The organism is Blastomonas sp. (assembly GCF_046294995.1).
Lineage (GTDB): Bacteria > Pseudomonadota > Alphaproteobacteria > Sphingomonadales > Sphingomonadaceae > Blastomonas.
This window is the reverse complement of sequence record NZ_JBKBOG010000001.1, coordinates 665,486-680,407: the sequence shown is the minus strand read 5'-3', so window position 1 is coordinate 680,407 and position 14,922 is coordinate 665,486. Positions and strand designations below refer to the sequence as shown.

The window sequence follows — 14,922 nt, the reverse complement described above, 5'->3', positions numbered from 1 at the left end:
TAAGCCTATGTCGCAGCCCCCACTGATAGCTCCATCGATCCTCTCCGCCGATTTCGCGCGCCTGGGCGAGGAAGTCCGCGCGATCGACGCTGCCGGCGCCGACTGGATTCATATCGATGTGATGGACGGGCATTTCGTGCCCAACATCACCATAGGCCCTGCGGTCGTCAAAGCGCTGCGCCCGCACACCACCAAGCCGTTCGATGTGCATCTGATGATTTCTCCGGTGGACCAGTATGTCGAAGCGTTCGCGAACGCAGGTGCCGACATCATCACCGTCCACCCCGAGGCCGGCCCGCACATCCATCGCACCGTCCAGCTGATCAAGTCACTGGGCAAGAAGGCAGGCGTGGTACTCAACCCTGCCACTCCCGCCAAGATGCTCGATTATCTGATCGATGATGTCGATCTGGTGCTGGTGATGAGCGTCAACCCCGGCTTTGGCGGCCAGAGCTTCATCTCCAGCCAGCTGCGCAAGATCGAGGCGATCGCCAAGATGATCGCCAAGACCGGGCGGCATATCGATCTGGAGGTCGATGGCGGCATCGATACGGTCACCGCGCCGCAGGCGGTGAATGCCGGGGCCAACGCGCTGGTCGCAGGCACCGCGACCTTCAAGGGCGGACCCGATCAATACGCGGCCAACATTCGGGCGCTCAAAGGCCAATGACCGATGCCCTGTCCGATAACCGGCGGACAGGCGCCCTTGCTGCCCAGGCCAGCGAATCCGACCGGCACTTGCCGATGATAGGCAGCGACGTGACAGAAACCCGCCCCGACCTGATCCACGCCAATGAGGCCGACGCGCAAAACGAGCGCAAGCAACTGATCCGGCTGGAGAACGACCGCGGCCTTTCGCTCACCGAAAGCATCGTGCATTATTTCACCCGGCTGACCTGGCGCACGCCGTTGCACAAATTGCGGCTCAAGGGCCGCTCGCCGCTGCGGCTGCTGGCTGCGCCCGACGATCCGTTCACCGGCGATGCCAAGCGCGGCAAGGCGATCCGCGCGGGCCATTTCCAGATCGCAGGCGCGCGCATCCCCACCGCCAAGCTCGATTACGCCAGCCTCAAAGGGCCAGACGAGGCGATCGACTATATCCACAGCTTTGCCTGGTTGCGTGATCTTGCCGCCGCCGCCCCGCGCGAAACCTGCGTGCCGATCGCAGAGGGCCTGGTTGATCAGTGGCTCGACGCGCATCTGGAAACCGTATCCGACCCTGCATGGCGCGCCGATATCGCCGCGCGCCGGATCCTCAACTGCGCCGCGCACGCGCCCTTGATCCTCTCGAGCAGCGATCTGGTCTATCGTTCGCGGGTGCTGCGCAACTTTGCCAGCACCGCGCGGCACCTCGATCATGTCGCCGACAAGGCACCCGAGGGCCTTGCGCGGCTGACCGCATGGGCCGGCGTGGTCGCGGCATCCTTGCTGCTGCCCGATGGCGAACCGCGCCGCATCTTTGGCGAAGCGGGGCTCAAGCGCGCGGTCGAAACCTTCATGGGTGAAGATGGCGGCGCGCTGTCGCGCTCGCCCTTGGCGCAGATCGAAGCGATCCGCGTGCTGACGATGCTCAAATCGGTCTATGCCGCGCGCAACGAACTGCTTTCGCCGATCGTCGAGCTCGCTCTCGGCCGGGCGGTGCCTGCGCTGCAGGGACTGACCCATCATGATGGCTCGCTGGGCAGCTGGCAGGGTTCGGCGGCGATCCCCGCCGAGGCGATGGCCACGCTGATCCGTGCTACGGGCGTGCGCTCGCGCCCGTTGCGCCAGGCGCGGCACTGGGGTTTCCAGCGCATTCCCGCAGGCCGCACCGTGGTGCTGGTCGATGCCGGTACCCCGCCGATCGCGCGCCACGCGGTCACCGGTTGCGCCTCTACGCTGGCTTTCGAGATGAGCCACGGCCCGCACCGGATCATCGTCAATTGCGGCGGTGCAGGCGTGCTGCCTGCCGATGTTCCCGCATCGCTGAACCGGGGTCTGCGCGCCACCGCCGCGCATTCGACCCTGTGTCTCGATGATACCAACAGCACCGCTGTGCTGCCTAAGGGACAGCTCGGCAAGGGAGTCGGGCTGGTCGAGCTCGACCGGCGCGACACCGACGATGCGGTTCGGCTCGACATGAGCCATGATGGCTATGCCAAGCGCTACAGCCTGACCCACCGCCGCCTGCTGGTGGTGCGCAGCGACGGCCGCGAAGTGCGCGGGGAGGATATTCTGGTGCCCGTGGTCAAGGGCGGCATCGGACGGGGTTTCGGGCGCGGCAAGCCCGGCGAAGTCCCGTTCGCCATCCGCTTCCACCTGGGGATCGATGCCGAGGCGCATCTGGCCAGCGACAATATGGGCGTGTTCCTGCGCATCGCCGACGGATCGCTGTGGCAGTTCCGTTCGGCAGCGTGCAACCTCACGCTCGAAGAAAGCCTGTGGGTCGATGACCGCGGGCAGATCCAACCCAGCCAGCAGATCGTGCTCACCGGCTCCGTGTCGAGCGCCGGTGGCAATTATGGCTGGCTTCTCAAACATATGGGATAATCTGAAGTGACTGATATTGCGATCAAACGCGCGCTGCTTTCCGTCTCGGACAAAAGCGGTCTGGCGCAGCTCGGGGCGAGCCTTGCTGCGCAGGGCGTCGAACTGGTGTCGACCGGTGGCACCGCCAAGGCGCTGCGCGATGCGGGGCTGACAGTGCGCGACATCTCGGAGATCACCGATTTTCCCGAGATGATGGATGGCCGCGTCAAGACATTGCACCCGATGGTCCATGGCGGGCTGCTCGCGGTACGCGATAACGCAGAGCACGTCGCCGCAATGGAAGCCCACGGCATCGGCGCGATCGATCTGGTGGTGGTCAACCTCTACCCCTTCGCCGCGACCGTCGCCAAAGGGGCAGAGCGCGACGAGATCATCGAGAATATCGACATCGGCGGACCTTCGATGGTGCGCTCGGCGGCCAAGAACCACGCGTTCGTGACGATCATTACCGATCCTGCCGATTACGCCACGCTCACCGCCGAGATGGACGCCAGCAACGGCGCCACCACCCTCGCCTTCCGCCGCAAGATGGCCGCCAAGGCCTATGCCGCAACGGCAGAATATGACGCGATGATCGCCAGCTGGTTCGCCTTTGCCGACCAAGGCGAGATGTTCCCCGAGAAGCTTTCGGTGCCGTTCCGCAAGGGCCAGGCGCTGCGCTATGGCGAAAACCCGCACCAGAGCGCGGCGCTGTATCTGCCCGCGTTCGCGCCGGGCGGATCGCCCGCCGACCACCGCCAGGTGCAGGGCAAGGAGCTCAGCTACAACAACCTCAACGACGCCGACGCCGCGCTCGAGCTGGTCGCCGAATTCCGCGATGGCCCGCCGACCGTGGTCATCGTCAAGCACGCCAACCCGTGCGGCGTGGCGAGCGGCGACGATCTGGTCAGCGCCTACAAGGCCGCGCTCCAGTGCGACAGCGTCTCGGCGTTCGGCGGCATCATCGCGGTCAACCGTCCGCTCGATGGCCCCACCGCCGAAGCGATCAGCGACATCTTCACCGAAGTCGTCTGCGCGCCCGATGCTGACGACGCTGCCAAGGCCGTGTTCGCCAAGAAGAAGAACCTGCGGCTGATCCTCACCGGCGACCTGCCCGATCCGGCGCGCGGTGGCATGGGCTTGCGGACCATCGCAGGCGGCGCCTTGTTCCAGTCGCGCGACAATGGACGCATCACCCGCGACGAGCTCAAGGTCGTCACAAAGCGCGCGCCTACGACACAGGAACTTACCGACTGCCTGTTCGCCTGGACCGTTGCCAAGCATGTGAAGTCCAACGCCATCGTCTACGCCAAGGACGGATCGACCGCGGGCATCGGCGCAGGCCAGATGAACCGCCGCGATTCGGCGCGCATCGCTGCCGCCAAGGCGATCGAGGCAGCAGAAACCTATGGCTGGTCGGAGCCGCGCACCAGGGGCTCTTCGGTGGCCTCGGACGCGTTCTTCCCGTTCGCCGACGGCTTGCTCGCCGCGGTCGAGGCAGGCGCGACCGCGGTGATCCAGCCCGGCGGATCGATGCGCGACGACGAAGTGATCGCGGCCGCCGACGAGGCAGGCTTGGCGATGGTGTTCACCGGAATGCGGCACTTCAGGCATTGATCGCAAGCGGGGGACTTCTGTTCCCCCGCATCGCGTCCTATATCCTGACCCATGGCGCTGCCGCAGATCATCCAAGACTGGTTTGCGCAGCGCGGTTGGGCTCCCCGGCGCCATCAGCTCGAGATGCTTGAGCAGGCCGACGCCGGGCACCATGCGCTTCTCGTCGCCTCGACCGGGGCAGGCAAGACGCTCGCCGGGTTCCTGCCGACGCTCGCCGATTTCACCGACGGCAAAGTCCATGACGGGCTGCACACGCTGTATATCTCGCCGTTGAAGGCGCTGGCGCACGACATTCAGCGCAATCTGCTGACCCCGGTGACCGAGATGGGGCTGGGCATCACCATCGAAACCCGCAGCGGCGATACCCCTTCGGACCGCAAGGCACGCCAGCGCGCGCGCCCGCCGAACATCCTGCTGACCACACCCGAATCGCTGAGCCTGCTGCTGTCCTACCCCGAGAGCTTCGAGATGTTCACGCGATTGAGGACCGTGATCGTCGATGAGGTTCACGCCTTTGCGACATCCAAGCGCGGTGACTTGCTCAACCTTTCGCTGGCGCGGTTGCAGGCCATCGCACCCGCGCTGCGCCGGGTTGCGCTGTCGGCGACGGTGGCGGATGCCGATGCCTATCGCGCCTGGCTCGCGCCTTATGGCGATATCGATACCGTGGCGCTGGTCGAGGGCGAGCCGGGCGCGGAGCCTGATCTTTCGATCCTGATCACCGACGACCGGGTCCCCTGGGCGGGGCACAGCGGCAACTACGCCGTGCCGCAGGTGCTCGAGGAAATTTCGCGCAATCAGACCACGCTCGTCTTCTGCAACACGCGCTTCCTCGCCGAGTTCATCTTCCAGAAGCTGTGGGAGCTGAACGAGGCGCATCTGCCGATCGGCATTCACCACGGTTCGCTCTCGGTCGAGGCGCGGTGCAAGGTCGAGGGCGCGATGGCGCGCGGCGAGCTGCGCGCGCTGGTCGCGACCGCGAGCCTCGATCTCGGCGTAGACTGGGGCAATGTCGATTGCGTGATCCAGATGGGCGCGCCCAAGGGATCGTCGCGGCTGCTCCAGCGCATCGGCCGCGCCAACCACCGGCTCGACAGCCCCAGCCGCGCGATCCTGGTGCCCGGCAACCGGTTCGAATATCTCGAGGCGCAAGCCGCGTTCGATGCGGTGACCGAAGGCCAGCGCGACGGCGAGAGCTTTCGCCCCGGCGGATTGGACGTGCTTGCGCAGCACATCATGGGCACGGCGTGCGCGGGGCCATTCCACGAGGATGCGCTGCTCGACGAGGTGCAGTCCGCTTTGCCCTATAGCGGCATCGACCGCGCAGCCTTCCAGAGGGTGCTGGGGTTCGTCGAGAACGGCGGCTATTCGCTCAGGGCCTATGACAAGTTCAAGCGGCTGGTGCGGCTGCCCGATGGGACCTGGCGGCTGGCACACCCCAAATTTGCTGCGCAATATCGCCTCAACGCCGGGATCATCGTCGATACACCGATGCTCGAGGTGCGGTTCAAGAACGGGCGTTCGCTGGGCAAGGTCGAGGAGAATTTCGCCGCGCAGCTCGCACCGGGCGATACCTTCATCTTTGCCGGGATGGGGCTCGAGGTCGAGCGGATCAAGGATATGGACCTGCTGGTCAAGGCATCGTCCAAGGCCTCGCAGATCCCCAGCTACGGCGGCGCGCGGATGCCGCTGACCACGCATCTGTCGCAGCGGGTGCGCAATTTCCTCACCGACCGGGCAAGCTGGTCGCGCTTCCCCGACGATGTGCGGGAGTGGCTCGAAATGCAGGACTGGCGCTCGGCGATGCCCGAGCCCGACCAGCTGCTGGTCGAGACCTTCCCGCATCACGGGCGGCATTACATGGTCTGCTATCCGTTCGAGGGATGGAACGCGCACCAGTCGCTGGGCATGCTGCTCACCCGGCGGATGGAGGATCGCGGGCTGCAGCCGATGGGCTTTGTCGCCAACGATTATGCGCTCGCCGTCTGGGGGCTGAAACCGATCACCGACCCCGGCGATCTTCTGTCTGCCGACATCCTCGCCGACGAGTTCACCGACTGGGTGCAGAATTCGTATCTGCTCAAGCGCGCCTTCCGCGAGGTTGCAGTGATCAGCGGGCTGGTCGAGCGCCAGCACCCGGGCAAGAAGAAGTCGGGGCGGCAGGTGACCTTCTCGACCGACCTGATCTACGACGTATTGCGCAAGTACGAGCCCGACCATGTGCTGCTCGAAGCGGCCTGGGCCGATGCGCGCGCGCGGATGACCGATGTTGGGCGACTGGGCGACCTGCTCGACCGCGCCGTCGGCACGATGCTGCACGTCGATCTCGACCGCGTCAGCCCGCTCGCGGTACCGGTGCTGGTGATGATCGGGCGCGAAAGCGTGGCGCAAGGGTCTACCGACGATGCGCTGCTGGTCGAGGCCGAGAGCCTGGCCGCGACCGCAATGCGCGGCGATTGATTGCGGGCCTCTGCCAGAAGTGGTAACTTGCCCATGCGCCCTGACAAGACCGGAACCGGCGGGCGTGTGAGAGGATCGCTACGATGACATTTCCGCCGTTTGGCCGCCCCCTTGGCCTGCGTCTGTCAGGCGCGATGGCGCTGCTGATGGCGATGACCGTCCAGGCTACCACCGCCCAAGTCACCAGCGCCCAGGCCACCAGCGCGCCGCAAACCATCGCCATCCCCGACATCACTACCGCCACCGTGGGTTCGCTGGAGGCCAATTCAGTCAGCGCCAGCGCCGAGATCATCAACATGGACCAGGACCGCGCGCGGCGGATGACGGTTCCGGTGAGCATCGACGGGCGCGGGCCGTTTTCGTTCATGATCGATACCGGGTCCGAGCGCACCGTGGTGTCGCGGGATATCGCAGGCGTTCTGGCGCTCGAATTCGCCGCCATCGCCCGGCTGGTCAGCATCGCTGGCAGCAAGATGGTCGAGACCGTCTATGTGCCCGAACTGACATTGGGCCGGCAGAATTATGGCGAGGTCGTCGCGCCGATCCTGGAGGCGCACCATATCGGCGCGGATGGGATCCTGGGGCTGGACGGGCTGCAGGACCAGCGCATCCTGTTCGACTTCATCAGCAATGCGATCAGCATCGAGGACGTCACCAAACGCGCCCCGGTGGCCGACTTCGAGATCGTCGTCACCGCGCGGCGCCGCTCTGGCCAGCTGATCTTCACCGACGCGACGCTCGACGGAAAACGCATCAGCGTGGTGATCGATACCGGCGCGCAATCGAACATCGGCAACCTGGCTTTGCAAAAGCGGCTCGGCCGGGGCAATCAGCCGGGCCAACAGCAGGCCAACCTGATGTCCGTCACCGGCCAGTCGATCATGGCGGACGCCGGGACCGCCCCGAATTTTCAGATCGGCAGGGCGCAGTTCGATTATGTGCCGATCGTCTTTGCCGATGCCGATGCCTTTCGCGAGCTGGGCCTCGACAAGACCCCGGCGCTGCTGCTGGGCATGGGAACGTTGCGCCAGTTCAACCGGATGATGATCGACTTCAAGCAACGCCGCGTTCTGTTCGACATGCCCGGTACCGCCGATCGCAAGCCTGCCAAGGCGCGAATCTAGGCGCGTATCGGGCGCGCGATCAGCACCAATCGGGGCGCCCGTTGCCGTACCACACCGCCAGCCCTTCATCGACCAGTGCGCCGCCGACGCTGGCGCCGCCGCGGGTGACCACGAACAGCGCCCGACCATAACGATCCTGCGCGCGGTCGATGGGCTCGAGCGTAAACGGCCCGGTGTTGAGCAGTTCGACCAGCCGCTGCGTCGCCTGCCTGCCGCGTTGCAACTCGGCTGGGCAGCGCGGGGAAGAAATCTCGGGCGTGTCGATATCGGCGATGCGGATCTTCTGGCCGCGCAGCCAGATCGTGTCGCCATCGACGACGCAGGTCACCCTCGCCCCGCCGCCGCAGATGCCGAACCTTGCCGACACCGTATCGGGCTGCGCGCTGACGAGCGGTGCACCGGCAAACTCCGCAACCGGCGCGGGCGCATCCTCCTGCGCCTCGAGCAGACGCCGTTGTTCGCGCGATTGCGCCCATGGGTCGGGCGCCTCAAGCTCGATCGCTGGCGACAAGCCCTCCTGCGGCACCGGCATCAGCCATGCATTGAGGTTCCAGCCGGTGAGCGCAGCAAGCAGCACCGCCAGAATGATCATGCGGGCGCTGCTTTGCTCGGCGTCGCGGGAGCGGATGGGGGATGTCCTGGGCACGCGGCATGATCGCGCGGCCCGGTTAACGGTTCGCTACCGGGCTCTAATCAATCGTGGAAAACCACGGTCTTGCCGCCGTTGACCAGCACCCGGTCTTCGAGATGAAACCGGACCGCGCGCGACAGCACGCGGCGTTCGATATCGCGCCCCTTGCGCACCAGATCGTCGGGTGTGTCGCTGTGGCTGATCGCCTCGACATCCTGGTGGATGATCGGTCCCTCGTCGAGATCGCCGGTCACGTAATGCGCGGTTGCGCCGATGATCTTCACGCCGCGTTCCCATGCCTGGTGGTAGGGCTTGGCCCCCTTGAAGCCTGGCAGGAAGCTGTGGTGAATGTTGATGCAGCGGCCCGAAAGATACCGCGCCATCTCGTCTGACAGGATCTGCATGTAGCGCGCCAGAACGACCAGCTCGGTCCCGGACTGCTCGATGATGGCGCGGATGGCCGCTTCCTGGTCAGGCTTGGTCGCCGCAGTCACCGGCAGGTGGTGAAAGGGAATGTCGCCGATCAGCGTGTGGCTGATCGCCTCGCGCGGGTGGTTGGAGACGATGCCGGTGACGACCATCTTGAGCTCGCCGATCCGCGCACGGTAGAGCAGGTCGCCGAGGCAATGGTCGAACTTCGAGACCAGCAGCAGCACCCGGCGCGGTTGCGCGGCATCGCGGATCGACCAATCCATCCCATGGGATTGCGCCACGGCCGCAAAGGCATCGCGGAAATCGTTTATCGGGCTCGCACCCTCAAGCAGCTCAAAGCCGACCCGCATGAAGAACCTGTCTTCGATCCGGTCGTTATATTGCTGCGATTCAAGGATATTGGCATGGTGGCTGGCCAGAAACCCGGCGACCGCAGCAACGATGCCGGGCCGATCGATGCAGGACAAGGTCAGGCTGTAGCTGTCGGGCATTGGGCTTCCATCGAAAAAAGGAGCGGGCGAGAAACGTCGAAACGCGCGATGGCGCGGTTACCACCTATTTGCCAACAAAAAGGAAAGCCACCCCCGCCATGATGCAGGCGAAGGCCGCCATATGGCGCCAGCTCAATGCCTCACCCAGAACCGCCACCATGAAGACTCCGAACACGGTCAGCGCGAGTGCCTCCTGCACGATCTTGAGCTGCCCCGGCGTCCAGCCATGGGCAAAACCAATGCGGTTGGCGGGTACTGCGAAACAGTATTCTACCAACGCGATCCCCCAGCTGATCGCGATCACCCAGACTATCGGACGGGCTGCCGCAGCCTCCACCCCGCCCTTCAAGTGCCAGTACCAGGCCGTGGTCATGAAGATGTTCGAAACCGCAAGCAGCAGGACGGTGGGAGCGATCTGGGTGGGCATGGGGGGCTTTCCGCTGAGTGGCCAAACGTTCGCGGCAACGGGTCGCACAGCGTCGGCAATCGCGCGAGAGGTAAAAAGAAGATAAATCTGTCGTCAACGCATTCTTAACCCTGGTTGCCAAGCAACGCTTAACCAGCAATCGGCACATCTTGTTGAACTTCAACGAGAATGGGGGTCAGCATGTCACCGGACAGTGTGTTCATATCCTTCCTTTCGATCTCGCTCGCTTCGGTTTTTCTGGCGCTGCTGATCGGTACCCGCGGCGACGAGATTCGCAGGGTGGCCATGTCGATAGCTGACGAAAGTGGCGGACTGAACCGGGGGAAGGCATCGCGCATCGCTGCGGTAGAGCGCAAGACAGCAATCGCCGACGAGGCGATGCAGGCGCGCGCACGCGGCGAGCGCTTCGTCCCCCCGCGCGATTATCGCAAGGGTCGAATCTGATACTTCAGGTCAGGCGCCGTCGATCGCGGCTTTGTGCGCCCGGGCGTTTTCGACGTAGTGGGCGACGCCCGCCTGCATTCCGGCGATCGCCGGCTCGGGCAGGTCGCGCATGAACTGCGCGGGGCGTCCGCCCCATAGCTGCCCGGCGGGAACCGCTTTGCCCGGCGTCAGCATCGCGCCGGCGGCCAGCATCGCATCGCTGCCGATCCTGCAGCCGTCCATCACGATCGAGCCCAGCCCGACGAACGCGCGGTCCTCGAGCACGCAGCCATGCACCATCGCCAGATGGCCGATCAGCACATCTTCGCCGATCAGCGTGCGATAGCCGTCTTCCAGCCCGGGGCGCGGGCTGTCGCAGTGGATGATGCTGCCGTCCTGCACATTGGTACGCGCGCCGATGACGATGCGGTTGACGTCGGCACGGATCACGCAATTGTACCAGATGCTGGCATCGGGGCCGATCTCGACATCGCCGATGATCCGGCATCCGGGCGCGATGAAGGCGCTGTCGTGGATGCGCGGCGTCTTGCCGTGCAGGCTGATGATCGAAACGTCGTGCATGGCCTTATCCCTTCGCCAGCAGCTTGGCGGCGTGGAGCGCGTGATAGGTCAGGATGCCGCTGCACCCGGCGCGGCGGAACGCGAGCAGGCTTTCGAGCACCACCGCGTCGCGATCGCCTGCGCCTGCCGCTGCCATCGCCTCGATCATCGCATATTCGCCCGACACCATATAGGCATAGGTCGGAAGCCCGAAGGTCTGCTTCACTTTCGCCGCGATATCCAGATAGGGCAGCCCGGGCTTGACCATCACGCTGTCGGCGCCCTCGGCGATGTCCATCGCGACTTCGCGCAGCGCCTCGTCGCCATTGGCCGGGTCCATCTGATAGCTCTTCTTGTCGCCCTTGAGCAGCCCCGACGAGCCCACCGCATCGCGGAACGGGCCGTAGAAGGCGCTGGCGTACTTTGCGGCGTAGCTCATGATCTGGACGTTGTGATGGCCGTGCGCCTCGAGCGCGGCGCGGATTTCACCGATGCGCCCATCCATCATGTCCGACGGCGCGATGATATCCGCGCCGGCCGCCGCTTGGTTGAGCGCCTGACCGACCAGCACTTCGACCGTGGCGTCGTTGAGCACATAGCCCTGGTCATCAATCAGCCCGTCCTGGCCGTGCGCGGTATAGGGGTCGAGCGCGACATCGGTGAGCACGCCGATGCGGTCACCAAGCTCCGCCTTGATCGCGCGGATCGCGCGGCACATCAGATTGTCGGGGTTCAGCGCCTCGGCGCCGTCCTGGCTGCGGCGCTCAGGCTGCGTGTTGGGGAACAAGGCGATGCACGCGATGCCGAGGTCGGCCGCTTCCTTCGCGCGCGCGACGATGCCATCGACCGACCAGCGCGACACGCCGGGCAGAGAGGCGATCGGATCCTCGACGCCTTCGCCTTCGGTCACGAACAACGGCCAGATCAGGTTGGCGGGGGAAAGGCTGGTTTCGCGCACCATGTCGCGGCTCCAGCGCGTCGAACGGGTGCGGCGCAGGCGGGTGGCGGGATAGGCGGTCGGGGGAAGGCTATGGGTCATGCAGGAGCATTAGCGGGTGGTGGCGCGAAGGGGAAGGTGTGATGCCGGTTGAAATCAATCACTCGACCATCGCACGACGTCCCTCGACTGCGCTCGGGAACACGGGAAGGGGGCTTATGCGGCCAGGTATCGCGTGTTCAGGCCCGACATACCAAATAGCCAAACACCCCCACCCCGCCTATCCCGAGCGAAGTCGAGGGACGCTCACAACCCCTCACCCCACCGGCAGCGTCAGCACCGCGCGCAGGCCTTCGATCGCGCCGCCTGCACCGCGCCGGTTCTGCACCGTCAGCGTGCCGCCATGCTGATGCGCCACCGCGCGGGCGAGCGTCAGCCCCAGCCCCGTTCCGCCGGTTGCCATGTTGCGCGAGGCTTCGAGCCGGGTGAACGGTTCGAACATCCGTTCGATCTGGTCGTCGGGAATGCCAGGTCCGTCATCGTCGATGGTGATCGTGGCGCTCTTGGCTTGCCGCATGATGCTGATCCTCGCGCGCGTCCCATAGCGCACCGCATTGCCGATCACGTTGCGCAGCGCACGGCGGATCCAGGTCAGCTGCAACGGCGCGACGATCCGCTCGCAATCGGCCAGCTCGACGTCCTGCCCAAGATCTCGATACTCGTCGGCGATCATCTCGACCAGCGCGCCCAGATTGACAGGCTCGGGCGCCTCGCCGGTCCGTCCAATCCGCGCCAGCGAAAGGATATCGTCGAGCGTCCGGGTAATATCGTCGATGCTCGCGACCATGCGCGCACGCTGGCGGTCGTCGGGGACCGATTCGACGCGGACCCTGAGCGCGGCCAGCGGGGTCTTGAGATCATGCCCGATGGCGCCCAGCATCACGTCCTTTTCGTTCAGCATCGCCGATATCCGCGCGCTCATCGCATTGAACGACCGCGTCAGGTCGGCGAGATCGCTGGGTCCCGAAGGCGTGATCGGTTCGGCCTGCTGGGTCTGCTCGAATTGCGCGACGCCATCGCGCAGCGCACCCATCGATCGGGCGATGCGCCGGGTCAGCCAGACCAGCGGCACCAGCATCACCAGATACAGCACCACGGTCTGGACGATGATCGTCGAACCTATGCGGCTGGAGGCTTCGGGCACGGGCACGCGGACGCTGAGCCACTGGCCGTCGGGACGCTCGATCGCGATCAACGCGAGCTGGCGGATCTCGCCGTCGTCGTTTCCGCCGATCTCGGCCGACAGCCGCGCCATGCGCCGAGGCCGCGGCGGGGCGGGCATCGCGCCTGCAGCGATCTGGCGATATTCCACTCCATAGCTGGGCAGGATGGCGCTCAACCGTTGCTCGAGCTGCGGCAACACCCGGATGCCCGGATCGAGCGGGTTGGCGGGCGTCAGTTCGGTGCGGCGCAGCCTGAGGCCAGGCGCACGGTTCATCCGGCCAAGCCGTCGCTCGCGCAATGGGCGCCCCTGCTCGATCCGGTCGGTCGCGGCAATCAGCCGCACCGCAGCTTCCGCAGCGACCCGGTCCATCGCCTGCGCGCGCTGGGCGCGGACCAGCAGCACGCCGTTGACCAGCTGCCCGACCAGCAGCGCAAGCGCGATGGTCAGCAGCAGTCGGCCGGCAAGGCTGGACGGCCACAACCTCTTGAAAACGGGCCGCCTGAGCAAGGTCATGAGCCCTCAGGGCTCGCCAGGCGGCGCACCTTGGCGGCGAGCGTATAGCCCCCGCCCCATACGGTCTTGATCAACTTCGGGCTGCGGTTGTCGACCTCGACCTTCTTGCGCAGACGGCTGATCTGGTTGTCGATCGCGCGGTCGAACAGATGCGCCTCGCGGCCATGCGCAAGGTCGAGCAATTGATCACGGTTGAGCACATGCCCCGCATGCTCGGCAAACACCTGCAGCAGCTTGAATTCGGCGGTGGAAATCGGGACGAGCGCGCCATCGGGGTCGATCAGGCGGCGCTTGACCGTGTCGAGCGTCCAGCCATCGAATTCAAAGCCCTGCACCTCTTCTTCCAGAGCCTGGGGTGAACGCGAGGTGCGGCGCAGCACGGTCTTGATCCGCGCAACGAGTTCGCGCGGGTCGAACGGCTTGACGACGTAATCGTCGGCGCCGATCTCAAGCCCGATGATCCGGTCCATCGCCTCGCCCTTGGCGGTGAGCAGGATGACCGGGATTTCGGACTGCGCCGCGACATGGCGACACAGGCTCAGGCCATCTTCGCCGGGCATCATGATGTCGAGCAGCAGGATCGAAAAACGCTGGTCGCGCATCAAGGTGCGCGCCTTGGCGGCATCGCTGGCCTCGGTCACGTCGAACCCCTGCGCCACGAGATATTCGGCCAGCGGTTCGCGCAGCGACGGTTCGTCATCGACGAGCAGGATGTGGGCAGGGTCAGTCATGTCAGTTCAGCATGTGCCGGTTACGGCGGTCAAAGGCAACCGGCCCCGCTGCAGCGGGGAACCTGCAACGGGGCCGGAAGAGTGTCGTGGGTCAGCGATCAGCCAGCAGGCTTGGCACGCTTTTCCTGCCAGCGCTGCTTCATCGCTTCGCGGGCGGCATCCCGCTCGGCCTTGGTCACCTGGCCGTCATTGTTGGTGTCCTGCCGCTTGAAGCGCTCGATTGCGGCGGCTTCGAATTCGGCCAGCGAAATCGCGCCATCGTTGTTGGTATCAAGCCGCATCATGCCGCGCTGCATGCCTTCGCCGTCACCGCCACGCTTGCCGCGCCATTTGCCGCCCTTGCGCTCGCCGGCTTCACCCTGGCGGGCTTCGGGACGCGATGCCATGCGTTCGGCGCGCTTGGCCTGGCGCGCCTCGCGGAGCGCCGTCATCTCGGCCTGGTCGATCTTGCCATCGTTGTTGATGTCCATCTTGGCGAAGCGCTCACGCGCATGGGCGCGGACTTCCGCTTCGGTGATCACACCATCTTGGTTGGCATCGGGTCCGCGCATCTTGCCGCCGCCCGGTTGGGCAATGGCGATGCTGCCAGTGAGCATCGCGGCGAGAGCGGCACCTGCAATAAGGGTCTTTTTCATGGGGATTTCCTTTGTGTTGCGTTCCATTGTGGAGGAGGCCGCCCCGGCCCCGCTGCAAAGGGGGATGTGGGGACCGGAACGACTTCCTTGAGAACCGTTCTAGGGGTCCAATGTCGCACAGCTATGCCGGATCACCGGCAAAAGTGTCGCAAAGTGTATCAATTGAAGCCTTGCATTCATCGGGGCGCAATCTGATCGCAGGATTTT

The 14,922-nt window shown here is 65.4% G+C and carries 14 protein-coding genes; 6 read left to right on the top strand and 8 right to left on the bottom strand.

Annotated features, from left to right (window positions below):
* Positions 1-7 precede the first annotated feature (7 nt).
* The 5 genes from rpe to ACK4R0_RS03090 all read left to right on the top strand — a co-directional run bounded on the left by rpe (position 8) and on the right by ACK4R0_RS03090 (position 7,709).
* Positions 8-670 (top strand): ribulose-phosphate 3-epimerase, encoded by a 663-nt coding sequence (rpe, locus tag ACK4R0_RS03110; protein ID WP_409670031.1) that lies wholly within the window; start codon positions 8-10, stop codon positions 668-670.
* Between the two features lie 89 nt (positions 671-759).
* On the top strand, positions 760-2,529 hold the full coding sequence (locus tag ACK4R0_RS03105; RefSeq protein WP_409670028.1) for a heparinase II/III family protein: 1,770 nt from the start codon (positions 760-762) through the stop codon (positions 2,527-2,529).
* A 6-nt stretch (positions 2,530-2,535) separates the two neighbouring features.
* Positions 2,536-4,125, top strand: coding sequence for a bifunctional phosphoribosylaminoimidazolecarboxamide formyltransferase/IMP cyclohydrolase (purH, locus tag ACK4R0_RS03100; RefSeq protein WP_409670025.1), 1,590 nt, complete (start codon positions 2,536-2,538; stop codon positions 4,123-4,125).
* Between the two features lie 51 nt (positions 4,126-4,176).
* Positions 4,177-6,585: a ligase-associated DNA damage response DEXH box helicase gene (locus ACK4R0_RS03095; RefSeq protein ID WP_409670023.1), complete on the top strand. Its 2,409-nt coding sequence runs from the start codon at positions 4,177-4,179 to the stop codon at positions 6,583-6,585.
* A gap of 83 nt (positions 6,586-6,668) precedes the next feature.
* Positions 6,669-7,709 (top strand): retroviral-like aspartic protease family protein, encoded by a 1,041-nt coding sequence (locus ACK4R0_RS03090; protein ID WP_409670020.1) that lies wholly within the window; start codon positions 6,669-6,671, stop codon positions 7,707-7,709.
* 19 nt (positions 7,710-7,728) lie between these two features.
* Here ACK4R0_RS03090 and ACK4R0_RS03085 read toward each other — a convergent pair whose 3' ends face one another.
* The 3 genes from ACK4R0_RS03085 to ACK4R0_RS03075 form a co-directional block, all read right to left on the bottom strand.
* The gene (locus ACK4R0_RS03085; protein WP_409670017.1) at positions 7,729-8,301 is read right to left on the bottom strand and encodes a thermonuclease family protein; all 573 of its coding nucleotides are present in this window, start codon (positions 8,299-8,301) and stop codon (positions 7,729-7,731) included.
* 101 nt (positions 8,302-8,402) lie between these two features.
* Positions 8,403-9,263: a formyltetrahydrofolate deformylase gene (gene purU / locus ACK4R0_RS03080; RefSeq protein WP_409670014.1), complete on the bottom strand. Its 861-nt coding sequence runs from the start codon at positions 9,261-9,263 to the stop codon at positions 8,403-8,405.
* A gap of 64 nt (positions 9,264-9,327) precedes the next feature.
* On the bottom strand, positions 9,328-9,690 hold the full coding sequence (locus ACK4R0_RS03075) for a DMT family protein (protein WP_409670011.1): 363 nt from the start codon (positions 9,688-9,690) through the stop codon (positions 9,328-9,330).
* Between the two features lie 180 nt (positions 9,691-9,870).
* On the opposite strand from ACK4R0_RS03075, the gene ACK4R0_RS03070 reads away from it, so the two are divergent.
* The gene (locus ACK4R0_RS03070) at positions 9,871-10,134 is read left to right on the top strand and encodes a hypothetical protein (RefSeq protein WP_409670008.1); all 264 of its coding nucleotides are present in this window, start codon (positions 9,871-9,873) and stop codon (positions 10,132-10,134) included.
* Positions 10,135-10,143: 9 nt separating this feature from the next.
* On the opposite strand, the gene ACK4R0_RS03065 is transcribed toward ACK4R0_RS03070, so the two are convergent.
* The 5 genes from ACK4R0_RS03065 to ACK4R0_RS03045 form a co-directional block, all read right to left on the bottom strand.
* Positions 10,144-10,695 (bottom strand): gamma carbonic anhydrase family protein, encoded by a 552-nt coding sequence (locus ACK4R0_RS03065; RefSeq protein WP_409670005.1) that lies wholly within the window; start codon positions 10,693-10,695, stop codon positions 10,144-10,146.
* A 4-nt stretch (positions 10,696-10,699) separates the two neighbouring features.
* Positions 10,700-11,713 (bottom strand): porphobilinogen synthase, encoded by a 1,014-nt coding sequence (gene hemB / locus ACK4R0_RS03060; RefSeq protein WP_409670003.1) that lies wholly within the window; start codon positions 11,711-11,713, stop codon positions 10,700-10,702.
* Positions 11,714-11,927: 214 nt separating this feature from the next.
* Positions 11,928-13,349 (bottom strand): sensor histidine kinase, encoded by a 1,422-nt coding sequence (locus ACK4R0_RS03055; RefSeq protein WP_409670000.1) that lies wholly within the window; start codon positions 13,347-13,349, stop codon positions 11,928-11,930.
* On the bottom strand, positions 13,346-14,080 hold the full coding sequence (locus tag ACK4R0_RS03050; RefSeq protein WP_409669997.1) for a response regulator: 735 nt from the start codon (positions 14,078-14,080) through the stop codon (positions 13,346-13,348). Before ACK4R0_RS03050 ends, ACK4R0_RS03055 begins: the two co-directional genes overlap by 4 nt.
* Positions 14,081-14,178: 98 nt before the next feature.
* Positions 14,179-14,715: an EF-hand domain-containing protein gene (locus ACK4R0_RS03045; RefSeq protein WP_409669995.1), complete on the bottom strand. Its 537-nt coding sequence runs from the start codon at positions 14,713-14,715 to the stop codon at positions 14,179-14,181.
* Between the last annotated feature and the right edge of the window lie 207 nt (positions 14,716-14,922).